This is a genomic window from Nocardia inohanensis NBRC 100128 (assembly GCF_001612945.1).
GTDB lineage: Bacteria > Actinomycetota > Actinomycetes > Mycobacteriales > Mycobacteriaceae > Nocardia > Nocardia inohanensis.
Window position 1 is genome coordinate 144,766 of the sequence record NZ_BDBK01000001.1, and the last position, 22,843, is coordinate 167,608.

Annotated in this window: 20 protein-coding genes; 14 read left to right on the forward strand and 6 right to left on the reverse strand. The window is 67.4% G+C overall.

Annotated elements, in window-relative coordinates:
* Positions 1-20 precede the first annotated feature (20 nt).
* Positions 21-749, reverse strand: coding sequence for an amino acid ABC transporter ATP-binding protein (locus NI1_RS00665; protein ID WP_067814976.1), 729 nt, complete (start codon positions 747-749; stop codon positions 21-23).
* 272 nt (positions 750-1,021) lie between these two features.
* Between NI1_RS00665 and miaB the strand changes: the two genes are divergently transcribed.
* Both miaB and NI1_RS00675 read left to right on the forward strand, forming a co-directional pair.
* Positions 1,022-2,545 carry a tRNA (N6-isopentenyl adenosine(37)-C2)-methylthiotransferase MiaB gene (gene miaB, locus NI1_RS00670; protein WP_281179481.1) on the forward strand — a complete coding sequence of 508 codons (1,524 nt, stop codon included), beginning with the start codon at positions 1,022-1,024 and terminating at the stop codon, positions 2,543-2,545.
* Positions 2,546-2,910: 365 nt separating this feature from the next.
* Entirely contained in the window at positions 2,911-3,495 is a 585-nt protein-coding gene (locus tag NI1_RS00675; protein WP_067814985.1) for an Rv2732c family membrane protein, read from the forward strand.
* 10 nt (positions 3,496-3,505) lie between these two features.
* Here NI1_RS00675 and NI1_RS00680 read toward each other — a convergent pair whose 3' ends face one another.
* Together NI1_RS00680 and NI1_RS00685 are read right to left on the reverse strand one after the other, a co-directional pair.
* Positions 3,506-4,291: a phosphatase gene (locus tag NI1_RS00680; RefSeq protein ID WP_067813046.1), complete on the reverse strand. Its 786-nt coding sequence runs from the start codon at positions 4,289-4,291 to the stop codon at positions 3,506-3,508.
* 94 nt (positions 4,292-4,385) lie between these two features.
* Positions 4,386-5,828, reverse strand: coding sequence for a DUF349 domain-containing protein (locus NI1_RS00685; RefSeq protein ID WP_067813048.1), 1,443 nt, complete (start codon positions 5,826-5,828; stop codon positions 4,386-4,388).
* A gap of 176 nt (positions 5,829-6,004) precedes the next feature.
* On the opposite strand from NI1_RS00685, the gene NI1_RS00690 reads away from it, so the two are divergent.
* The 5 genes from NI1_RS00690 (at position 6,005) to NI1_RS00710 (ending at position 10,602) form a co-directional block, all read left to right on the forward strand.
* On the forward strand, positions 6,005-6,889 hold the full coding sequence (locus NI1_RS00690) for a class III extradiol ring-cleavage dioxygenase family protein (protein ID WP_067813049.1): 885 nt from the start codon (positions 6,005-6,007) through the stop codon (positions 6,887-6,889).
* Positions 6,886-7,818, forward strand: a complete 933-nt coding sequence (gene miaA, locus NI1_RS00695) for a tRNA (adenosine(37)-N6)-dimethylallyltransferase MiaA (RefSeq protein ID WP_067813053.1) — start codon at positions 6,886-6,888, stop codon at positions 7,816-7,818. Before NI1_RS00690 ends, miaA begins: the two co-directional genes overlap by 4 nt.
* A complete protein-coding gene (locus NI1_RS00700) occupies positions 7,819-8,640 on the forward strand; it encodes a TrmH family RNA methyltransferase (RefSeq protein ID WP_067813054.1) in 822 nt (273 codons plus the stop codon).
* 5 nt (positions 8,641-8,645) lie between these two features.
* Positions 8,646-9,599 (forward strand): diaminopimelate epimerase, encoded by a 954-nt coding sequence (dapF, locus tag NI1_RS00705; protein ID WP_245663012.1) that lies wholly within the window; start codon positions 8,646-8,648, stop codon positions 9,597-9,599.
* Between the two features lie 310 nt (positions 9,600-9,909).
* A complete protein-coding gene (locus NI1_RS00710; protein WP_067813056.1) occupies positions 9,910-10,602 on the forward strand; it encodes a nucleotidyltransferase domain-containing protein in 693 nt (230 codons plus the stop codon).
* Between the two features lie 9 nt (positions 10,603-10,611).
* On the opposite strand, the gene NI1_RS00715 is transcribed toward NI1_RS00710, so the two are convergent.
* Together NI1_RS00715 and NI1_RS00720 are read right to left on the reverse strand one after the other, a co-directional pair.
* Entirely contained in the window at positions 10,612-11,100 is a 489-nt protein-coding gene (locus NI1_RS00715; RefSeq protein WP_067813057.1) for a hypothetical protein, read from the reverse strand.
* 95 nt (positions 11,101-11,195) lie between these two features.
* The gene (locus NI1_RS00720) at positions 11,196-12,296 is read right to left on the reverse strand and encodes an alkene reductase (RefSeq protein WP_067813059.1); all 1,101 of its coding nucleotides are present in this window, start codon (positions 12,294-12,296) and stop codon (positions 11,196-11,198) included.
* Positions 12,297-12,356: 60 nt separating this feature from the next.
* Here NI1_RS00720 and NI1_RS00725 point away from each other — a divergent pair, with 60 nt between their 5' ends.
* The 6 genes from NI1_RS00725 to NI1_RS00750 all read left to right on the forward strand — a co-directional run bounded on the left by NI1_RS00725 (position 12,357) and on the right by NI1_RS00750 (position 19,969).
* On the forward strand, positions 12,357-12,728 hold the full coding sequence (locus NI1_RS00725; RefSeq protein ID WP_067813064.1) for a MerR family transcriptional regulator: 372 nt from the start codon (positions 12,357-12,359) through the stop codon (positions 12,726-12,728).
* 42 nt (positions 12,729-12,770) lie between these two features.
* On the forward strand, positions 12,771-14,300 hold the full coding sequence (gene hflX / locus NI1_RS00730; protein WP_067813066.1) for a GTPase HflX: 1,530 nt from the start codon (positions 12,771-12,773) through the stop codon (positions 14,298-14,300).
* 198 nt (positions 14,301-14,498) lie between these two features.
* On the forward strand, positions 14,499-15,941 hold the full coding sequence (locus NI1_RS39745) for a PucR family transcriptional regulator (RefSeq protein WP_067813068.1): 1,443 nt from the start codon (positions 14,499-14,501) through the stop codon (positions 15,939-15,941).
* Between the two features lie 76 nt (positions 15,942-16,017).
* Positions 16,018-17,670 carry a steroid-22-oyl-CoA synthetase gene (casI, locus tag NI1_RS00740; RefSeq protein ID WP_067813071.1) on the forward strand — a complete coding sequence of 551 codons (1,653 nt, stop codon included), beginning with the start codon at positions 16,018-16,020 and terminating at the stop codon, positions 17,668-17,670.
* 116 nt (positions 17,671-17,786) lie between these two features.
* Positions 17,787-18,656, forward strand: coding sequence for a lysophospholipid acyltransferase family protein (locus NI1_RS00745; protein WP_084522432.1), 870 nt, complete (start codon positions 17,787-17,789; stop codon positions 18,654-18,656).
* Positions 18,657-18,823: 167 nt separating this feature from the next.
* The gene (locus tag NI1_RS00750) at positions 18,824-19,969 is read left to right on the forward strand and encodes an acyl-CoA dehydrogenase family protein (RefSeq protein ID WP_067814991.1); all 1,146 of its coding nucleotides are present in this window, start codon (positions 18,824-18,826) and stop codon (positions 19,967-19,969) included.
* A gap of 95 nt (positions 19,970-20,064) precedes the next feature.
* On the opposite strand, the gene NI1_RS00755 is transcribed toward NI1_RS00750, so the two are convergent.
* Positions 20,065-21,606 (reverse strand): flavin-containing monooxygenase, encoded by a 1,542-nt coding sequence (locus NI1_RS00755; RefSeq protein ID WP_067813073.1) that lies wholly within the window; start codon positions 21,604-21,606, stop codon positions 20,065-20,067.
* Positions 21,607-21,821: 215 nt separating this feature from the next.
* Here NI1_RS00755 and NI1_RS00760 point away from each other — a divergent pair, with 215 nt between their 5' ends.
* Positions 21,822-22,832, forward strand: a complete 1,011-nt coding sequence (locus NI1_RS00760) for an AurF N-oxygenase family protein (RefSeq protein WP_084522630.1) — start codon at positions 21,822-21,824, stop codon at positions 22,830-22,832.
* Positions 22,833-22,843 lie beyond the last annotated feature (11 nt).

Below are 22,843 nucleotides of genomic sequence, written 5' to 3' on the forward strand. Positions count from 1 at the left end.
TCTCTCGTGAAAATCGGATGTCAGTGGCTCAGGATCTTGCCGAGGAAATCCTTGGCGCGATCGGATTTCGGGGCGGTGAAGAAGGCGTCCGGATCGGTGTCCTCGACGATCTGGCCGTCGGCCATGAACAGCACCCGATTGCCGGCGCGGCGCGCGAAGCCCATCTCGTGGGTGACCACGACCATGGTCATGCCGTCCTTGGCCAGCTGCACCATCACCTCCAGCACCTCCGACACCATCTCCGGGTCGAGGGCGGAGGTGGGCTCGTCGAAGAGCATCACCTTCGGATTCATGGCCAGCGCGCGGGCGATCGCCACGCGCTGCTGCTGACCACCGGACAACTGCGCCGGATATTTGTCCGCCTGATTGGCGATGCCGACCCGCTCCAGCAATTGCATGGCCTGCTCGCGGGCCTTGGCCTTGTCGGTCTTGCGCACCTTGATCGGGGCGAGCATGACGTTCTCGACAATGGTCTTGTGCGCGAACAGGTTGAAGGACTGGAACACCATGCCCACATCGGCGCGCAATTTCGCCAGGGCCTTGCCTTCGGCGGGCAGGGTCACCCCGTCGATGGCGATCTCTCCGGAATCGATGGTCTCCAACCGGTTGATGGTGCGGCACAGGGTCGACTTGCCGGATCCGGACGGTCCCACCACGATCACGACCTGCCCCTTGGGCACTTCGAGATTGATGTCACGCAGAACGTGCAGCGAGCCGAAGTGCTTGTCCACATTCCGCATCGAGATCATCGGCGCGGACTTGTCCATGGATACGGCAGCGTCGGTCATGACCAGTGAACTTAGCCGCACTGTGCCCGAAATGCTCGTCTTTGGTCTCAGCCGGGGCTACTGTGCCGCCACTCGACACCCGCCTGTAACCGGGGATTGACGATGTGGTGACGCCCGAGACCCAGGTCACCGGAGACCCATGGGGTGGGCAGGCGCTCCGGGCGAGCCATTACCCTGGTTGGGTGAATTCGTCAGGGCAGGTTTCAGCACGTAGCGCGGTGGACGAGCGCGGTATCGGCGGCGCGGCCCGGACCTACGAGGTCCGCACCTACGGCTGTCAGATGAACGTGCACGACTCCGAACGGCTGTCGGGCCTGCTCGAGGATGCCGGATACACCCGGGCCGTACCCGGCGCGACCGCGGATCTGGTGGTTTTCAACACCTGCGCGGTGCGCGAGAACGCCGACAACAAGCTGTACGGGACGCTCGGGCATCTCGCGCCCATCAAGGCGGACCGCCCCGGCATGCAGATCGCGGTCGGCGGGTGCCTGGCGCAGAAGGATCGCGACACCGTCGTGAAGAAGGCGCCGTGGGTGGATGTGGTGTTCGGCACCCACAACATCGGATCGCTGCCGGTGCTGCTGGAACGCGCGCGGCACAATGCCGAGGCGCAGGTCGAGATCATCGAATCGCTGGAGGCGTTCCCGTCCACGCTGCCCGCCAAGCGTGAATCCGCCTACGCCGGTTGGGTGTCGATCTCGGTGGGCTGCAACAACACCTGCACGTTCTGCATCGTGCCGTCGCTGCGCGGCAAGGAGGTCGACCGGCGTCCCGGGGACGTGCTGGCCGAGGTGCAGGCGCTGGTCGATCAGGGCGTCAGCGAGGTGACGCTGCTCGGGCAGAACGTCAACTCCTACGGCGTCTCCTTCGCCGACCCCACCGCGGAGCGGGACCGCGGCGCGTTCGCGAAACTGCTGCGGGCGTGCGGCAATATCGAAGGGCTCGAGCGGGTGCGATTCACCTCCCCGCATCCGGCCGAATTCACCGACGATGTCATCGAGGCGATGGCCGAGACGCCGAACGTGTGCCCGCAGCTGCACATGCCGTTGCAGTCCGGCTCCGATCGGGTGCTGAAGGCGATGCGGCGCTCCTACCGCTCCGCGAAGTTCCTCGGCATCATCGAGAAGGTGCGGGCCGCCATGCCGCACGCGGCAATCACCACCGACATCATCGTCGGCTTCCCCGGCGAGACCGAAGAAGACTTCCAAGCCACCCTCGATGTGGTCCGGCAGGCGCGCTTCACCAGCGCCTTCACCTTCCAATACTCCATCCGCCCAGGCACTCCCGCGGCCACCATGCCCGACCAGCTGCCCAAGGCGGTCGTGCAGGAACGCTACGACCGGCTCATCGAACTCCAGGAGCAGGTCTCCCTGGAGGGCAACCAGGCGCTGATCGGCACCACCGTCGAACTGCTGGTCGCCGAGGGCGCTGGCAAGAAGAACGCCGCTACCGCGCGCATGTCCGGCCGCGCCCGCGACGGCCGCCTGGTGCATTTCCGCCCGCCCGCCGACCCGGTTCCCGGCAGCGAGATCCGTCCCGGCGATGTCGTCACCATCGATATCACCGGCGCGGCCCCGCACTATTTGATCGCCGACGGCGCTGTGCTGTCCCACCGCCGCACCCGCGCCGGCGACGCGCACGAGAAGGGCATCACCCCGAAAACCGCCCCCATCGGCGTCGGCCTCGGCCTGCCGAGCATCGGCGCGCCCACCCCCGCCCCCGTCGCAACCGGTTGCGACGTAGGCTGCGGGGCATGAGCGATCCGGACAACGTAGATCGCGCACGCCCCGGCGAGGATTCGCCGCAGCCGCGTGCCGCTCATGAACCCGCCGACCCCGGCGCGGCTGATAACGCCGCTGCGCCAGGCGAATCCGGTGTGGACGGAAAGCTGATCGGTAGCGGCGAGCCCGGGGCGGCGGGTAAGGCTGCCCCGGGATCCGAGGCCGATGACCGTGCGGATGCGGGTGGCTCCGCCGAGTCGGTGAACCGGTCCGCCACGGACGGCTCCAGCCCGAATGATGGTTCCCGTGCCACTCCGGGCAGTGGCGCGGAGTCCGAAAATGTAGCGGGACAAGACGGTACGGAGCGCGAAGCGGCGACTCCCGAAGCGAACGAGGAGAGTATGAAGGCGGCCGAGCACGACAGTCAGGACTTCGAGCAGTTCCGCACCGAGCTCGAGGCCGTGGAGCGCAAGATCGCCGGAGAGATCGATCCGGGCGTGCGCGCCATGGTCGTCGCCGGATCGGTGTTCCTGCTGCTGCTTTCGCTGGTCCTGCCGCATGCCGGCACCGCGCGCGGCTTCGATGTGCTGCTCTACGACGCCGCCGCCCAGACCGAGCACATCGGCCTGCCCTCACGCGTCTTCGAATGGTTCGTGGTCGTCTTCGGCATCGGCTTCTCGCTCGCTGCCCTGATCACCCGCCGCTGGGCGCTGGCCTGGATCGCCGTCGCCGGCTCCGCCATCGCCAGCGTGTTCGGCGTCTTCTCCATCTGGCACCGCCAGACCCCCGGCCTCGGCAACTACGAAGGCGCGGGCCCCGGCGTCGGCCTCATCCTCGCCACCGTCGCCGTCATGGTCCTGACCTTCCACTGGATCCGTGTCGTCTGGAGCCGCACCGCCGTCCACCTCGCCGCCGAGGAACAGCGCCGCATCAATGCCGCCCAGGCCGAGGAAGCCGACCGCAAGCGACTCTTCGGCGACAAGTAGCTCCGCCGCGTCAGGCGCGTCCGAGGATGTACCGGCCGAGCAGGTCGTACTCCTCGGGTTCGATGCCGTCGTCGATGGGGACCGCCACCGCTACGGTGCCTTCTTCTTCGCCGACGAACAGCGCGGGGTCGTTGCAGTCGGCGAAACCGATCGCGTCGATGCCGGCGTAGGCGGCTCCGCCGCACCAACCGTGGTCTGCGACAACGAGATCCGGCATCGGTTCGCCGGCCTTCTCCAAGGCGGCCAGGGCCAGGCGGATCGCTTTGGGGGAGTGGGTGTGGATGGATCCGCCCGCGTCGGCGACGGTGTGCACGCCCTGGAAGAAATCGATTTCCAGCTGCTGGCGGCCGAATTTGGTGTGGCCTTCATAGGTTTCGCCGACACCCGATTCGATCACGGTGCCCCCGGCCGCGGTCAATGCGGCGGCCAGTTGCGAATACAGCCGGGCCAGGGTGCGCGGATGGCCGGTCGCGAAGAATACGCGCTGCTTTTCGCGGAGCGCTTTGTCGAAACGGGCCGCGTAACGATCCAGTGCGGCGGCCGTGCATTCCGGATCGATGGTGTCCACGCCGAAACGGAAATCGAGCTGGGGGCTCACCCCGACTTTGCGAGCCATCAAATCGAGAATCGCGTCGTGAGTCCATTGCGGGCCCGGATTCAACCCGAACATGTAGTGCGGTTCCCGCTGGGCCAGGCGGCGGTAATGCTCGAGGTTGTTCTCGCGCGGCGTCGCCACCTGCCCCGCCATTCGGGTCGCCATCAGGTGCTCGATCAGGTCTTCCCGGCTCGGTCCCATGCATGGACATTAACCGCGACGGACGACATCCGCCGGTCCGTTTGCGCCGCAAGCGAACCCGGCCCCGCCGCGGTGGCGGGGCCGGAGAGCCGGCTCAGCGCTGGCTGACCGCGCCTTCGGCGGCCTCGGCCCATTCGCGCCACTGCTTGGCCTGCTCCAGTGCCTTCTCGGCATCGCGAGTCTTGCCCGCCGCCTGGGCTTTCGCGGCCTGCTCCTCGAATTGCGCTACACGCTCACGGAACTGGGCCGCGCGCGCCATCGCCTCGGGATCGCTGCGCCGCCACTGCGCGTCCACGGCCTCGCGCACCCGCTTCTCGATGGCGCGCAGGCGCGCTTCCAGATCGTGGATGCGCTCGCGCGGCACCTTGCCGATGGCATCCCACTTCTCCTGCAATTCGCGCAGTGCCGTGCGCGCCGCGTCGAGTCCGGCCTCCGGATCGATGTTCTCGTAGGCCAGCAGCAGTTCTTCCTTGGCGGTGGCATTGTGCTCGAACTCCGCGTCCCGCTCCGAAGCGGCCGAATTGCGGGCGGCGAAGAACACGTCCTGCGCGGCCTTGAAGCGCCGCCACAGCTGCTCGTCCGCCTCGCGCGGGGCGCGACCTGCGGCCTTCCAATCGTTCAGCAGGTCACGGAAGACTGCCGCGGTGCCGGACCAGTCGGTGGAGCCGGAGAGCTCCTCGGCCCGCACGCACAGTTCTTCCTTGCGCGTCTTGGCCGATGCCCGTTCCCGGTCGAGTTCGGCGAAGTGCGCGCCCCGGCGGCGGTTGAACGCCTCGCGCGCCTTGGAGAAGCGCCGCCACAGCGCGTCGTCGACCTTGCGATCCACGCCGCGAATGGTCTTCCACTCGTCGAGGATCTCGCGCAGCCGATCGCCCGCGGCCTTCCACTGGGTGGATTCGGCGGCGATCTGCTCGGCCTCGGCGGCCAGGGCTTCCTTGCGCTCGGTCTGCTCGTGCCGGGTGCGTTCCTTCTCCTCCTTGGCGTGCGCGGCCGCCTCGTCGGAGTGCTCGATGATCGCCCGCAAACGCGCGGTCAAACCATCCAGATCACCGATCACCGCGGCGGTCGGCAATGTCTCGGCAAGCGCGGTGGCCGCGGCCTTGGTCTTGCGGGCGTCGGTGCCGGCGGCCAGCCTGGCCTCCAGCAGCGCCACCTCGGTGGCCAGATCGTCGAAGCGGCGGCCGAAGTGCGCGAGCCCTTCGGCGGCATCGCCGGCCTGCCAGGAGCCGATCTCGCGTTCGCCCTCGGCGGTCTTCACCCACGCCGTGCCGTCCTCGTCGACCCGGCCCCACTGGCTGGGGTCGCTCACGGTGGGGACCACCACCGGATGCGGGTGCGGGGTGGCCGGGCCGGGTGCGGGTTTGACGGCGTGTGGTTTGGGAGCCTCCGGTTTCCGCCCCGGAGCACCCGGACGGGGCCCGGCGGCGGCTGCCGGTGACGGGCGCTGGGCGGCGGCTGCCGGTGACGGACGCTCGGTGGCCGCTGGGGTCGTCGACTCCGGCTGGGTGGCCTTCTCGGTTCCGTTGTTGTCGGTCATTGCTCCTCGTCCCTGCCGCGCGTCACGGCTGCCTGGTTACGCCCTAGCTCATCGGTCTAGCTGCATCCCATTCAACCAGGCTGGGATGGGAAATGCTGTCTTTGAGCCAGCTTCGGCGGCGCGGCGACCCAGGTGGGGTGGGGCTGGTGAGGTGCGTTAGCGCTACGGTTGACGGCGTGTTCTGTGTTGCGTCGCTGGTCCCCTCGCCGCCCGTGCTGGTACCCGAGCTCGGTGGTGCCGCGGGTGCGGCGGTATCGGGCGAGGTGGCGGGGTTGCGGGCCGCGGTGCTGGGGGCCGCCGGGGCGCTGGCGGACCGGGCGGCGCGGTGGGTCGTGGTGGGGGTCGATGCGGAGGTGACCTCGGAATTCGTACTGGTCGGTGTGTCCGCCGCGTCGGATGGGACTGCGGCCGGAGCGTCCGGTGCGGGGGCGGTCCGCGCTTTCGGTCCGGAGACGGTCGGTTCGTTCCGGGGATACGGCGTGGATGTGCGCGTCGGGCTGTCCGGAATATCGGATCGTGAGCCCAGCAAACAATCCGCCAATGCCGCGCCAACACCGGCGGGCGATAGTGACGGGGTGATCGCGGACCCGACCTTGCCCTTGCCGGTACTGATCGGTGGCTGGTTGCGGGAAACGGTGGCACCGGAAGCCGTCGCCGAAGCGCGCGTTCTTTGTGCCGATGCCGCGCCCGCGGACTGCCTGGAATTCGGCAGGCGACTACGCGCCGAACTGGATGCGCGACCCGAACCTTGCGGCGTGCTGGTCGTCGCCGACGGCGCCGCCACACTCTCGCTCGCCGCGCCGCGCTATTTCGACGAGCGCGCACAAGATGTACAGGCCGGGATCGATCGCGCATTGGACGCCGGGGACCGGTCCGCGCTCGCCGCACTGGACAGTGCGTTGTGTGCCGAGCTCGCGGTCGGTGGCCGGGCGGCCTACCAGGTGCTGGCCGGGCTGTTCGTCGCCGATGTCGCTGACCCGCGGGTCGAAACCCGTTATGCCGCTGCGCCGTTCGGGGTCGGCTACCACGCGAGCGTCTGGCTGCCGGGGGAGCGCACATGATCACGCCCATTGCCGTGGTCGGGCCCACCGCCACCGGGAAATCCGATCTCGCACTGGAGCTGGCCGAGCGCCTGCACGGCGAGATCGTGAACATCGATGCCATGCAGCTGTATCGCGGCATGGATATCGGCACCGCGAAGCTGCCTCCGGCGCAACGGCGCGGGATTCCGCACCATCAACTCGATGTTCTCGATGTCACCGAGACCGCCACGGTCGCGTCGTATCAGAGCGCGGCGCGCGCGGATGTGGAGGCGATTATGGCGCGCGGGCACACGCCGGTCATCGTCGGTGGTTCGATGATGTATGTGCAAGCGCTGCTTGATGATTGGGACTTCCCGGCCACCGACCCGTCGGTTCGCGCCAAATGGGAGGCGGTCCTCGACGAACGCGGTGTGGTGGCCGTGCACGAGGCCCTGAAGGCGGCCGATCCGGTCGCCGCCGCCACCATCCTGCCCACCGACGGCCGGCGCATGGTGCGCGCGCTGGAGGTCGTCGAGATCACCGGGCAGCCGTTCGCCGCCTCCGCCCCGCAGATCGGTGAACCGCGCTGGGGGACCCGGATCATCGGCGTCGACCGCGAGACCGCCGAACTCGATGCCCGCATCGAACTACGCACCTCGCTCATGTTCGAATCCGGTCTCGTCGACGAGGTGCAGGCGCTGATCGGCCAGGGCCTGCGCGACGGCCAAACCGCCCGCCGCGCTATCGGTTACGCACAAGTCCTCGACTATCTCGACAACGAATACGACCTGAACGAAGCGCAGGAGCGCACGTTCATCGGCACCCGCCGCTATGTCCGGCGGCAACGCTCGTGGTTCCGGCGGGATCGGCGGGTGCGCTGGGTGAACGGCGCGGACCCGGAACTGGTGACGACCACGCTGTCGCTCATCGGCTCCCCGACGACGAGGGACGAACAGGAAGTCGGCTGAGTGACACGCCGCGTGAACACCCGCACCGCCGCGGTTCAGGTATGGCAGGCATATCTCAACAATCGCGCCACCCGTCTGCGAGACGGCCGTTTCCTGGTGCACGGCCGCCATGCCATCGCCCGCGCGCTCGAATGCCGTTGGCCCCTGGAGACTCTCGTCTATCGGCTCGGTGCGCCGGAGCCGTCGCCGTGGGCGCGTGAAGTGCTCGACTCCAGCGGGGTGCCCAGTGTCGGCCTGGTCCCCGAGGTGATGGCCGAGCTGGCCGAACCCGTCGGCGGGGTGCCCGAATTGGTGGCGGTGGCCGTCACCCGCCGCATGGAACTCGACGATTTCGCGCCCGGCACCCCCGTGGAACCGGTCCCCGTGGTCGTCATCGACCGCCCGACCTCGCCCGCGCGCCTCGGCGCCCTGATCCGCTCGGCCGTCGCCTTCGGCGCGGGCGGCGTCATCGTGACCGGTACCGGCGCAGACCATTACGACCCGCAGAGCGTGCGCGCCTCCGGCGGCGCCCTCTTCGCCGTCCCGGTGCTGCGCGCCCCCGGCCCCGCCGCCGTCAGCGCTTTCCGAACCCGCCAGCAGGCCCGCGGTATCCCCACCCGTATCGTCGGCAGTGACGATCACGGCGGCATCGCCATCGACGAGCTCGACTTCGACGGCGCCACCGTCCTGGTCGTCGGCGACGACAGCGAATCACTCGCCCCCACCTGGCGACAGGTCTGCGACGAGCTGGTCTGCATCCCGACCGACGGCACCCTCGGTGCCCCCTCGGCGGCGGCGGTGGCCCTGTACGAAATAGCCCGGCAACGCCGGGCGTTGCGGTGAGGACTATGACGCGCATGGACAACGGCACGGTATCCGACGGCTCCCCCCTGACCGGTGCGGCCGATATCGAATACACCAAGGGTCACGGCACCCAGAACGATTTCGTCATCCTCCCCGATGCCGACGCCTGGCTCCAGCTCACCGAGTCCCGCGTAGCCGCCCTCTGCGACCGCCAGCGCGGCCTCGGCGCCGACGGCGTCCTGCGCGTAGCCAAAGCCGCCGCCCTGCTCGAAACCGGTGTCCTGCAATCCCTCCCGGAAGGCGTAAGCGCCACCGACTGGTTCATGGACTACCGCAACGCCGACGGCTCCATCGCCGAGATGTGCGGCAACGGCGTCCGAGTCTTCGCCCACTACCTCGCGGCCACCGGCCTCGAAGAGCGCACCGAATTCGTCGTAGGCTCCCGAGCCGGCGCCCGCCCCGTAACCGTCCACCACGCCGACCCCGTCCACGGCGAAGTAACCGTAGCCATGGGCCGCGTCCGCGTCCTCGGCGAATCCACCGGCTCCATCGACAACCGCCAATTCACCGGCCTCGGCATCGACGTAGGCAACCCCCACCTGGCCTGCGTAGCACCGTCCCTCACCCGAGAATCCCTCGAAGCCCTCGATTTCACCCAACCCCCCGGCTTCGACCACACCCTCTTCCCCCACGGCGTGAACCTCGAAATCCTCACCCCCCTCCACGTAGACCCCGACGGCCAAAGGGCCGTAAACATGCGAGTCTACGAACGAGGCGTAGGCGAAACCCGTTCCTGCGGAACCGGAACCGTAGCCGCCGCCGCCTCCGCCCTGGCCTCCACCGGCTTCGACCTCACCACCGACACCGGCCACCTCCAAGTCCACATCCCCGGCGGCACAGTCACAGTCACCATCACCCAAGGCACCGCCACCCTCCGCGGCCCCTCCACCTTGGTCGCCACCGGCCGCATCGCCGCCAAATGGTGGCAGGACGCCTGACCTACTCGGTCCAGATCGCAGTTCTATCGAGCGAAGATCGTCTCCGGATAGCATGTGATCACGTCGAGCTGCCGGACCAACGATTCCGGCACTTCCTCTATGCGCGGATGTTCGAAGTGCTGAAAAACTCTGCCGTCTACGGTCGTGACGCACGCCGCCTGATCTCGAAGGTCTTGGCCGAGCTGAATGAGCTCGGATAGCGGCGATTGCCGCTGTGCTGCGGTGCGTGTGTCGCCGTGGGAAATTCGGTGGGATTCGCGGTGGTGAAGAAGGATACTTCGGGCGTCCGCGGGGATGGGAGAGGTGCGCGATGAGTGACCGGAGTGATCTGCTGTTGGAGGGTGTGGTGGGGAGCCATGCTTATGGGTTGGCTACGCCTGCAAGTGATTTCGATTATCTCGGGGTTTATGTGGAGCCGACTCGGACGTTTCTCGGGTTGCATCCGCCTTCGAGGGATCGGGGGACTCGGCAGGGGCGGGACGGGGCGGATGCTACCTATCATGAGGTGGGGAAGGTGATGGGGTTGATTTTGTCTTGTAATCCGACTGCCAGTGAGATTTTGTGGTTGGAGGAGTACACGGTTGCGACGGAGTTCGGGCGGGAATTGATTTCGTTGCGGTCGGAGTTTCTTTCGGCGGAGCGGGTTCGGCATTCTTACTTCGGGTATGCGATGGCGCAGTTTCGGCGGATGTTGCATCGGCGGGAGACGCAGGGGTTGGGGGATGTGCGGCTGGCCAAGCATGCGCGGCATGTGCGGCGGCTTTTGTGGCAGGGGTATGAGCTTTATACGACGGGGGTGCTGCCCATTCGGTTGCCGGATCCGGAGCCTTATTTCGAGTTCGGGCGGCAGATGATGGAGGAGTCGGGGGAGGCTGCGGCGAAGGCGTTGATCGCGGAGTACGAGGCTAAGTTCGATGCTGCTACGAGTGCTTTGCCGAAGCGGGCGAATGAGGCTCCGCTGGAGGAGTTCTTGCAGCGGGTGCGGCGGGCCAATCTGGATTGACGGTGCGGGTCAGCGGTCGCCGATGCTGGGTTCCAGTGCGGCGGCCGCGGATTGCGCGGCGGCGCAGGCGTCGGTGGTGTGATCGTTGACCATGATGGTGAGGACGCTGGTGGCGGTGCGGAGGTTGGTGGCGCAGCCGAGGAAGTCCTGGGGGCCGGTGTAGGCGTCGCGGTTGTTGATTTTGGTGATGGCGGGGGTGGCGCCGCGGGATTTGGCTGCGGCCAGGGCGTAGTCGTAGGTGAATCCCGCGGGGGCGGAGGCGTTGGGGTGTTCGAGCATCAAGGTTCCGCCGGCACCGGAGAGGGTGCAGCGGACGGCGTGGCCGTTGGGAGATGCGGTGGTCTGCTTCGACTTCGGGTCGAAGTGCGCGTCTTGCAGGGCGCGGTCGGAGATCTCCGTGCACGGGTTGAAGGGGCCCGTCGGGGTGGCGGAGGTGGAGCAACCGGTGATGGTGAATGCGGCCACGGTGATGACTAGGCCGGCGATGTGCGCCCGCATGAACAGTTCCCCTACAGCTCAGTGATCGGTCGGTGTGAGCCGAGCCGTCGTCACTGTAGCGAGATCCCGCGGGCGGGCGCACCTCGGCGAAACGGTCATACGGTGGCCAGGTCCAGGACCGGGTAGTCGGTGTAACCCTCGGGGCCGCCGGTGTACATGAGGTGGGCGTCGCGGACCGGGTTGAGCGGGGCCGCGCTGCGCAGCCGCTCGATCAGGTCGGGGTTGGCGAGGAAGGAACGGCCCAGGGACACCAGGTCGGCGCCCGCCGCCAGCAGCGCTTCGGCCGCCGCCCGGCCACCGTCCACGGGCAGCGGCACCCCCCAGCCGAGGTTCGGATTGGCGATGAGCGTGCCGGTCCACAGCGCCCGGAGCCGGTGGAACAGTGCGCTTTCCGGGTCGGCGAAGACCAGGTGCAGATAGGCGAGATCCCGTTCGGCCAGGGCGGCGACCAGGACCGGGTACAGCGCTTCGGTGTCGCCCTCGGCGATGCCGTTGGCGGTGACTCCGGGGGACAGGCGGATGCCGACCCGCTCCGCCCCGATCGCGGCGACCACCGCATCCACCACCGCGAGGGTGAACCGGATGCGATTGGCGATGCTGCCGCCGTATTCATCACTGCGCCGATTGGTGTTGTCGGACAGGAACTGGTGCAGCAGATACCCATTGGCGCTGTGGATTTCGACACCCTCGAATCCGGCCGCGATGGCATTGCGGGCGGCGACAGCGAAATCGGCGACGGTGGCCTCGATTTCGGCCGCGTCCATTTCTTTCGGCACCACGGAATCCTGATGCCCGGCCGGAGTGTGAATGCCTTCGGGCAGCGGAATGGGTGAGGGTGCGACCGGAGTCAGACCGCTGTTCGCCGGATGCCCGACCCGCCCGCCGTGTTGAAGCTGCACGAACATCCGCCCGCCGGCTTCCCGCACCGATCCGGTGACCCGCCGCCACCCTTGGACCTGCGAGTCGGTGTACAGCCCGGGGATATCGGTGTAGGTCTGCCCGACCCGGCTGGGCGTGGTCGCCTCGGCGATGATCAAACCCGCCCCGGCCCGCTGCGTGTAGTACTCCCGCATCAACTCGGTGGGAGTCCCGTCCGCGGCCGCCCGGTTACGGGTCATGGGAGCCATCACGAGCCGATGCGAGAGTTCCTGGTCACCGAGCCGGTAGGTGCTGAAGACCGCTGCTGAATTCGTCATGCCGGTAAGGTAAAACCTGACATCGATGTGAGGTGCAAGTCCTGAGTTGCGGAGTCCCCCATGCGAATCGGTGAGCTGGCCAAACGCACCGGTGTGAGCGAACGCTCGCTGCGGTACTACGAGGAGCAGCACCTGCTGGTCGCCGCGCGCACGCCCGGCGGGCAGCGCGACTACCCTGAGATGGCGGTGGATCGCGTGATCCACATTCAAGAGCTCTTCGCGGCGGGCCTGAACAGCAAGAAGATCTTCCAGATCCTGCCGTGCATGCGCGATACCGACGGCGGCGCGAACGAGCGCGCCACACCCGAACTGGTCGACGAATTGCGGTTCGAACGCGATCGCATCGATCGCACCATCGCCGACCTGCTGCGCTCGCGCGAAGTCCTCGATGATGTGATCGTCCGGGCGGGCGAGCGCTTCGCCGGGAAATAACCGAATGCGGGCGCTTGGCGGTCCGTGGGACCATGGAGGCGTATGAGTAAACAAGAAACCTACGAGTTCACTCCCGCCGGGGAGTTCGACGACGACGATGCGCAGGACGCCGCGCGAGCCGCAGCACAGAACGGCGCGCAAGACGACGCGCAGGACGGCTGGTCCGCCGCGCCGACCGTCGGTGAGTTGCAGCTCGAGGAGCGTGCTTCGCTGCGCCGCCAAGCCGGTCTCTCCACCGAGCTGGAGGACGTCACCGAGGTCGAGTACCGGCAGCTGCGACTCGAAAGAGTGGTACTGGTCGGTGTCTGGACCGAGGGCACGGCCGCACAGGCCGAGGCGAGTATGGCCGAGCTGACCGCGCTGGCCGAGACCGCCGGTTCCGAGGTGCTCGATTCGCTGGTGCAGCGGCGCGACAAACCGGACAAGGCCACCTACATCGGTTCCGGCAAGACCGAGGAACTGCGCGCCATCGTCCTGGAGACGGGCGCGGACACGGTGATCGCCGACGGTGAACTCTCGCCCGCGCAGCTGACCGCGCTGGAGAAGGTCGTCAAGGTGAAGGTCATCGACCGCACCGCCTTGATCCTGGATATCTTCGCCCAGCACGCCACCTCGCGTGAGGGCAAGGCGCAGGTCTCGCTGGCGCAAATGGAGTACATGATGCCGCGGCTGCGCGGCTGGGGTGAGTCCATGTCCCGGCAGGCCGGTGGCCGGGCCGGTAGCAATGGCGGCGTGGGTCTGCGTGGTCCCGGTGAGACGAAGATCGAAACCGATCGCCGTCGCATTCGTGAGCGAATGGCCAAGCTGCGCCGCGAGATTCGCGAGATGAAGACTGCCCGCGACACCAAACGCGCCCGCCGCACCTCCAGCGGTATTCCGCAGGTCGCCATCGTCGGCTACACCAACGCCGGCAAGTCGAGCCTGATGAACGCGCTGACCGGCGCCGGAATCCTGGTGCAGGACGCCCTGTTCGCAACCTTGGATCCGACCACCCGCAAGGCCGCCCTGGAAGACGGCCGCGAGGTCGTCTTCACCGACACCGTCGGTTTCGTGCGCCACCTACCCACCCAGCTGGTCGAGGCGTTCCGCTCCACCTTGGAAGAGGTGACCGGCGCGGACCTGCTGCTGCATGTGGTGGACGGTTCCGACCCGCTCCCGGATCAGCAGATCAAGGCGGTCCGCGAGGTCATCACGGACGTGCTGCGCGAAACCAAGACCCCGGCCCCGCCGGAACTGCTGGTAGTCAACAAGATCGACGCCCTCGATCCCATGGAGCTGACCCAGCTGCGCGGCTGGCTGCCCGACGCCGTCTTCGTCTCCGCGCAGACCGGCCAGGGTCTCGACGACCTGAAGGCTCGCTTGGACACGGTGCTCGGCGGCCTGGATGTCGAGGTCAGCGTCCTGCTGCCCTACACCCGCGGCGACCTGCTCGCTCGCATCCACGCGGACGGCAAGATCCTGAGCGAGGAGCACGAGGAGACCGGCACCCGCGTCCGCGCCCGGGTCCCGAATGCGCTGGCAGGCCAGCTCACCGAATTCGCGCACGCTGGAAGCGCTGCCACCGAGCAGTGATTCGGCCCGAGCCGCATTCCGGCCGGGGATCCACCGCCAAGGTTTCGAGGCAGTGGATCCCCGGCCGGGAACTTTCATCCCGCCCAGCCGGATGATTCCGCCGAACACCCCCGCACGGCCGCACTCCTTGGCACTCTGATCGGACAGTTCCGCCGGAGTGAGGTTGTTGTGAGTGAGCGTGCGCCGAGCCACGATTCGATGCGTCTGTCGGCCCTGGGCTCCGACCCGGCATCGGTCCTGCGTCTCATCGGCTACTTCGACCGCCTCGACGAATCCGCCGCCGACCCCGGCACGGTGATTCGCGGCGCGGCGGTCCTGGCCGAATGCCCCGTCACCGCGACCTGGCCCAACGGCACCGTCATCCGCTACGACGCCGGTGGCGAGCCCATGCCGCGGCCGGTACGGCGGACACCAGGCTCGCCTCGGATCGGTTCGCCGTCGCGAACCACGGCGCAGCGGGATACGAACGCCACCGGCGGTCCGATCCCGGGTAAGGATGCGCAGGCCCACGCGGCGTCCGGTACCGAACCGCTTTCGCGGACGGAGTTGGGGCCGCGCAAGGTGCGGGTTACCGATATCGAGCCGGGGCTGACCGATACCGAGCGCGACAATTCAGGTGGGGAGTCGCGGTCGCGCACCGGTTCTCGATCGCGTGCCGATGTCGAGGCCGGGTCGTGCGACCCGGGTACCCGCGCTGAATCGCGGACGGCCCCGGAAACCGTTGGGGAGCCGAGGGTCTGGCTGGAACGTTGTGGCGGCGAGCATCCCCTGGATGCGGTGCTGCTGGATCGGTTGCGTCACTGTCTGCGGGTACTGGCCGCGCGGCAGGCGGCGGATGGTCCCCTGGGATTGGGCGATCCGGCGCTGCTGGAGGTCGTGCTGTCGGAGAAGGAGCGGTGCGAGGATCGGGCGCGGGCCATGCGGCTGCTCGGGCTGGATCAGGCGCGAGAGGTGCGGGTGCTGGCGGTCACCGGGCCGTGCGCGCAGGACGCGGTGCGGATGGTGGCCGAGCGGGTGCCGGTGTGCCGGGTCGCGGTGATCGGTGAGATCACCGCGGTGCTGACGCAGGACTGGCTGGACGGCCGCGCCTTCTCCGACACCGTGAATGCCGCTATCGCCGAGGCGTTTCCGGCTTCGCGTTCGGGCGGCGGCGGCCCGTGGATGGGCATCGGCGCGCGCGTGCCCGCGCCGGCCGCACCCACCTCGTGGGATCAAGCCTGCCGTGCGTTGCGGTTCGCCTGCTCGACCTGGCACGGCCGCCGCGCGGTGGCTTTCGACCGGCTCGGCTCACTGGAACTGCTCGCGGATCTGCCGGTAGAGCGCCTGCTAGCGACTCCGGATGTGTTGCGGCTCAACGAATTCGCTGCCACCGAATCGGGTGCGCTCGCGGTCGACACGCTGGAAGCGTTCTGCGTCTACGGTTCGCTGCGCCGCACCGCCACCGAACTGCACCTGCATCACAGCACCGTGGCCGCCCGCATCGCACAGGTGGAAACGCTGATGGGCTGGGATATCGACGAGGCACTGGATCGTTTCCTGGCCACGCTCGTGCTGACGGTCCGGCGGATCGCGTTGTCCTCGTCCGAGCTGGAACGCCTGGCGATCACCACGCCCGGTCGAGGTCACCAAGCTGTCCCGTGATCAGCTGCCCGCCGCCTGTATCGACATCGTGCACGCGTGACCATACTGGAACCTTTCGGGGAGAGGCGGAATCGATATGACCGACCGGCGCACGGATATCGCGACCATGTTGCTCGACCGCCGCGGCGACGACCGGCTCGGGCTGCGCACGCGGGAGCGGGATTGGACCTGGGACGAGGTGGTGCGCGAGTCGGCGGCGCGGGCGGCGCTGGCCCGGAAGTTGCGGCGGGACGGGCCGTTCCATATCGGGGTGCTGCTGGAGAACGTGCCGGATTTCGTGTTCTGGCTGGGCGGTGCGGCGCTGGCCGGGGCCACCGTGGTCGGCATCAATCCCACGCGCGGTGACGCCCAGCTGGCGGCCGATATCGAATACACCGACTGCCAGCTGATCGTCACCGACGCGCCCGGGCGGGAACGGTTGCGGGCGCTCGACCTCACGCTGGACCCGGAACGTGTACTGCTGGTGGACGATCCGGTTTACCTCGCGCTGCTGGACGACCATTCCGAACCGGTGACGGTGACCGCCGGACCGGAATCGCTGCTCCTGCTGCTGTTCACCTCCGGCACCACCGGCACCTCCAAGGCGGTCAAGTGCACGCAGCAGCGCCTGGCCTTCATCGCCTACGGTGCGACCGACAAATTCGGGCATGTGCGCGAGGACGTGGACTACTGCTGCATGCCGCTGTTCCACGGCAATGCCATCATGGCGCTGTGGGCTCCGGCGCTGGCCAATGGCGCGACGATCTGCCTCACCCCGAAATTCTCGGCCTCGCAATTCCTTCCGGACATCCGGTACTTCGGCGCGACCTTCTTTACCTATGTCGGCAAGGCGCTGGGTTATCTGCTCGCCACCCCGGAGACCGAACTGGATTCCGACAACCGCCTCACTCGCGGCTTCGGCACCGAGGCGTCGGTGGAGGATCAGGCCGAATTCCGCAGGCGTTTCGGCGCGCCGCTCTTCGAGGGCTACGGCTCCAGCGAGGGCTCGGGTTTGGTGGCCCTGGCCCCCGACGCGCCGCCCGCCGCGCTCGGCCGTCCCGCGCATCCGGGTGTCGCCGTGGTGAATTCCGACACCCTCGCCGATTGTGCTCGGGCGGTGCTGGATGAGCACGGACGGGTGCTGAATCCGGACGAGGCCATCGGTGAAATGGTCGACAAGGCCGGGGCGCTGATCTTCGAGGGCTACTACAAGAACGACGCCGCCGACGCCGAACGGCTGCGCAACGGCTGGTACTGGACGGGGGATCTCGGCTATATCGATACCGAGGGGTTCATCTATTTCGCGGGCCGCCAGGGCGATTGGATTCGGGTGGACGGCGAGAACATCTCCGCGCTGGTGATCGAACGGGTGCTGCGCCGGTACCCGGAAGTGGTGGCGGCCGCGGTCTATGCGGTACCCGATCCGCGCTCGGGTGACCGGGTGATGGCGGCTGTCGAAATTGCTGATCCGGCCGCTTTCGACGTTGCCAAGTTCACCGAATTCCTGTGCGACCGAGCCGATCTCGGTGTCAAGGACGTCCCCCGCCTGCTGCGCGTTTCGGCGAGCCTGCCGGTCACCGGCTCCAACAAGGTGCTGAAGCGGGAATTGCGCGAACAAGGATGGCGAACCGACGAGTCAGTCTATATCTGGGCCGGGCGCGGAATCCCGGACTACCGGCTCATGACTGAAACAGACAAAGCGGACTTGGAAGCGGAATTCTCCAGTCACGGCCGGCACCGCTTGCTGTGAGTTGCCTGCTCCAGCGGCCGGGCATCGCCGCGCCGCCGGGGCAAGACCCGCGCCCGGTGACCGGAACTGAAACTCGTTACGATGTCGTTATCGCAATTCTGGCAGGGAGGGTTGTCTTGTCTCGTCATGGCACGAACAGTTCCGAAAACGATGTACTCACCGACGGTGCACCGCTGCACGTCGACTTGACCGATACCGATCGCCGCGTCATCGATCTCCTCGTCGCGCCGCAGCGCGCCTGGTTCAGCCCGCGCTTCTACGGCCTGGACAATCTGCCCGCCGACGGTCCGGTGCTGATGGTCGGCAATCACACCTTGGCCGGTGGCACCGACGCCCCGGTGCTGGCCCATGAAATCCTGGTCAAGCGTGACCGCCTGGTGCGCGGGCTGGCCGAGAACGTGCTCATCGACGTGCCCGTGCTGCGAGATGCCTTGCACCGCTTGGGAATCGTGCGCGGCAACCGGCACAACTGCCAGACCCTGCTGCGCAAGGGCGAAGCGGTCGCGGTGTTCCCCGGCGGCGGGCGGGAGGCCATGCGCGGCAAGGGGCAGAAGTATCAGCTGGTGTGGGAGGGGCGAACCGGGTTCGCGCGCATGGCGATCGAGACCGGGGCGACCATCGTGCCCATGGCCATGGTCGGCGGGGACGACATCTTCGACATCGTCTTCGACGGCGACCATCCGGTCATGACGCCGCTGCGCAAGGCCGTGACCGGTCTGGGCCTGCGCGAGAACCTGACCCCGCCGCTGATTCGCGGTGTCGGCCCGACGCTGCTGCCCAAGCCCGAACGCTTCTACTACTCCCTCGGCAAGCCGATCGACACCTCCGAGTGGCAGGACGCCGACGATATCGAGGCCGCCGCGAGCGAATTGCAGATCGTGGTGAAGAAGGAGCTCGAGGGCGAGCTGGACTTCCTGCTGGGCGAGCGGGAGCAGGATCGCGGCCGCAGCCTGCGCGGTCGGGTATTGGGCGCGCTGGGGCTCTGACTTATCGGTAACGTTCACCCGGGTTCATCTGGTCCGTTCGGCGGCATATCCGCAGAGTGCCGCAGTTCGGGCCAGTTTTCCGGGGCTGGAAGTTAACAGCGATTCGACTTCGGGGTACTGTGTTGAGCACAGGCGATGTGCCGATGTGGTCACTCATGGAGGTTGGCGTGGAACGCACCCTTTTCGAACCCGAACACGAGCTGTTCCGGGAGTCGTTCCGAAAGTTTCTCGATCAGCACGTGGCGCCCCACCACGAGGAGTGGGAGAAGCAGGGCATCGTCGACCGCTCGGTCTGGCTCGAGGCCGGCAAGCAGGGGTTCCTGGGGATGGCCGTGCCGGAGGAGCTCGGCGGCGGCGGGGTGAAGGACTTCCGCTACAACGCGATCGTCACCGAAGAGGTCACCAAGGGCTTCTACTCGGGTCTGGGTTTCGGCCTGCACAACGACGTGATCGCGCCGTACCTGCTGGACCTGGCGAACGATGAGCAGAAGGCGCGCTGGCTGCCCGGCTTCTGCTCCGGCGAGATCATCACCGCCATCGCCATGACCGAGCCCGGCACCGGCTCCGACCTCCAGGGCATCAAGACCCGTGCGGTGCGCGATGGTGACGACTGGATCCTCAACGGCTCCAAGACTTTCATCACCAACGGCATCAATGCCGACATCATCATCGTGGTGGCCCAGACCGATCCCGAGAAGGGTGCGATGGGCTTCTCGCTGCTCGTCGTGGAGCGCGGCATGGCGGGCTTCGAGCGCGGGCGCAACCTGGACAAGATCGGCCTCAAGGCGCAGGACACCGCCGAGCTGAACTTCGTCGACGTCCGCGTCCCCGGCAAGAACCTGCTCGGCACCGAGGGCCAGGGCTTCATCCACCTGATGCAGAACCTCCCCCAGGAGCGCCTCTCCATCGCCGTCATGGCCGCCGCCGCCATGGAGGGCTGCCTCGACCTGACCTGCCAGTACGTCCGCGACCGCAAGGCATTCGGCAAGCCCATCGGCGCCCTTCAGAACACCCGCTTCGTGCTGGCCGAACTCGCCACCAAAACCACCGCCGTCCGGGTCTTCGTCGACAAGTGCATCGAATTGCTCAATGTCGAAAAGCTTTCCGTCGAAGACGCCGCCAAAGCCAAATGGTGGAGCACCGAAGAACAGCTCGACCTCATCAACCGCTGCCTGCAACTGCACGGCGGCTACGGCTACATGCGCGAATACCCGATCGCCAAGGCGTACATGGACGCCCGCATCCAGACCATCTACGGCGGCACCACCGAGATCATGAAGGAAATCATCGGGCGCAGCCTGAAACTCTCCTGATCGGAACGGTTTTCGGGGCGGGAGTCCTCGGCGTCCGCGGCCCGGTCCGGGTCGCGGACACCGCCCCGGTCCGGGGCGGGACGGGGCGGGACGGCTCACGAGCTGTGGGCCGAGGATCTCGAAGAGAGCCGGGCGGCCCGCTCGGTGGTGGGCTCCTTCGACGAATGCGCCCCGGGCGTGGTGTTGTCGAAGCTGAGAATGCCGTCTTCCAAAGGGGATTCCCGCAGCAGAGTGCGGTCCTGGAAGTAGTTGTCGCAGACCTGCCATGGGGCGCGGGTGCCTTGACGGGGCATCACCGCATCTCCGCGCCGGATGTAGCCGGAGGTCAGCACGTCACCCATCAGTGAGTGGCCGGAGCGATCGCCGGCCGTGGCGACGGCCGTCACCCGGGTGTAGCCGTGGGCCTTCATGTGGTTGAGGAGGCGGCAGAAGTACTCGGCGGCCAGGTCCGCTTTGAGTGTCCACGACGCGTTGGTGTAGCCGAGCACTACCATCGCATTGGGTACGCCGTCGACCAGAGTGCCCTTGTAGAGCACCTTTTCGCGAGTATCGACGGGCTCGTCGTCGACGCTCAGGGTGGCGCCGCCGAGCATCTGCACGGTGAGTCCGGTCGCGGTGATCACGATATCAGCGGGCAGTTCCCGGCCGGACGCGAGCCGGATACCCGATTCGGTGAACCGGTCGATGCGGTCGGTGACGATCTCGGCTTTGCCGCCGCGCAGCGCTTCGAACAGATCGCCGTCCGGCACGACACACAGCCGCTGATCCCACGGCTGGTAATCGGGGGTGAAGTCACGCCTGTCGGCGGTCGAACCGAGCTGCCGCCGGACCGCGGCGAGCAGTAGCACCCGCATCAGCCCGGGATGGTTGCGCGAGAGCTGGTAGGTGGCGCGTTGCAGCGCGATATTGCGCCACCGGGCGGCTCGATGGGCCGCTGCGGCGGGTAGTTTCAGTCGCTTCATCACGACCGCGACCGGGTCGTCGGCGGGCAGCGAGGCGATATAGGTGGGCGATCGCTGCAACATGGTGATGTGCGAGGCGTCCGGGCTCATCGCGGGGACCAACGTGATCGCGGTCGCGCCGCTGCCGATCACGACGACGCGCTTGCCCCGGTAGTCCAGGTCTTCGGGCCAATGCTGGGGATGCACGATGGTTCCGCGAAAGTCGTTCTCGCCGGAGAACTCCGGGCGATAGCCGTGGTCGTAGTCGTAGTAGCCGGTGCAGCCGACGAGGAAGTCCGCGGTGTAGCTCTCGGTCTCGCCCGTCTGTTCGTCGATCGCGGTGACCGTCCAGACGCCTTGTGCACCAGACCAGTTCGCGCTGATGACCTTGCGCCCGAACCGGATATGCGGTGTCACACCGTATTCGGTCGCGGTGTCCTCGATGTATTCGCGCAGGTGCGAGCCGTCGGCGAGCACCTTGGTGCCGGTCCACGGCCGGAAGTCGTAGCCGTAGGTGGCCACGTCGGAGTCGGAGCGAATGCCGGGATAGCGGAACAGATCCCAGGTGCCGCCGATGGCGGTGCGGCGCTCCAGGATGAGGTAGCTGCGCCCGGTCCGCTCGCGGGTGAGATGGCAGGCCATCCCGATTCCGGACAGGCCCGCGCCGATGATCAGTACGTCGACATGCCGCGTCATCGATATCTCGTTTCGTCGGGTTCGACCGGGCGTCCTCGTCCCGGTTCGCCTTCGGAAGTTATCTGTGAACAACAGTTACGTATAGTGACTTACGGCCCTATTCCAGCCCCCGCGTCGAGACGGACGCTTACGCCGTGCCCGTCGTGAACTCTTTCGAGGTCTCACGATGTGGCGCACCGCCCTGGATACCTGGAATCAGAGAGGCCGTGATGGTGATGTCCACCGCCGCAACTCCCGAAGTCGACCCCGTGGTCGCCGCCGCCGGCGAATACGCCCGGAAACTGCTTGTGCTGTCGGAAGGGTCGGTGCACAAGCATTTCGATCCGTTCGTCGATATCGATTGGGAGAACCCGGATTTCGACGCCGCCGCCGATCCGCGGCGTTGGATCCTGCCCGCGGCGGCGGATCCCCTCGGCCGCCACCCTTGGTATCTGGCCCAGTCCGAGGAACGGCGAATCGCGATCGGAAAGTACCGGCAGGCCAATATCGCCAAGGTCGGTCTGCAATTCGAATCCATTCTGATCAGCGGTATGCAGCAGTACGTCTTCGGTTTGCCGAACGGTTCGCCCGAATTCCGCTACTGCTCACACGAGATGATCGAGGAGCACAACCACACCTTGATGTTCCAGGAGATGGTCAACCGGATCGGCATCGATGTCCCGGGCATGAGCCCGCTGGTGCGGCAACTGCGTCACCTCGCGGTGCCGGTCGCGGTGTCGTTCCCGAGCCTGTTCTTCATGGCGGTACTGGCGGGGGAGGAGCCGATCGACCACGTGCAGAAGGATGTCCTGCGGTCGGGCGCCGAGGTGCATCCGATCATGCGGGGCGTCATGGCCATCCATGTCGCGGAGGAGGCGCGCCACATTTCCTTCGCCCACGAATTCCTCAAACGCCATGTGCCCGAACGTTCCCGGGCGAGCCGATGGGCACTCTCGATCGCCATGCCGGTGGTGATGTGGATCCTGGGCCGCTCCATCGTCATCCCGCCCCGGTCGTTCTTCGCCGAGTTCGAAATCCCCGACCGGGTCCGCAAGGAACTGTTCTTCGGCTCGAAGGAAGCGAAACAGGTCTTCAGCGACTACTTCGTCGACGTACGCGCGCTGGCCCAGGAACTCGGGCTGATGAACCCGGTGGCCCAACGGGTCTGGAAGTTCCTGGGCATCGACGGCCCCGCCAGCCGATACCGCTCGCAACCCATCCGCACCGCCGCGCACGGCACAGCCTGACCACCGTTGGG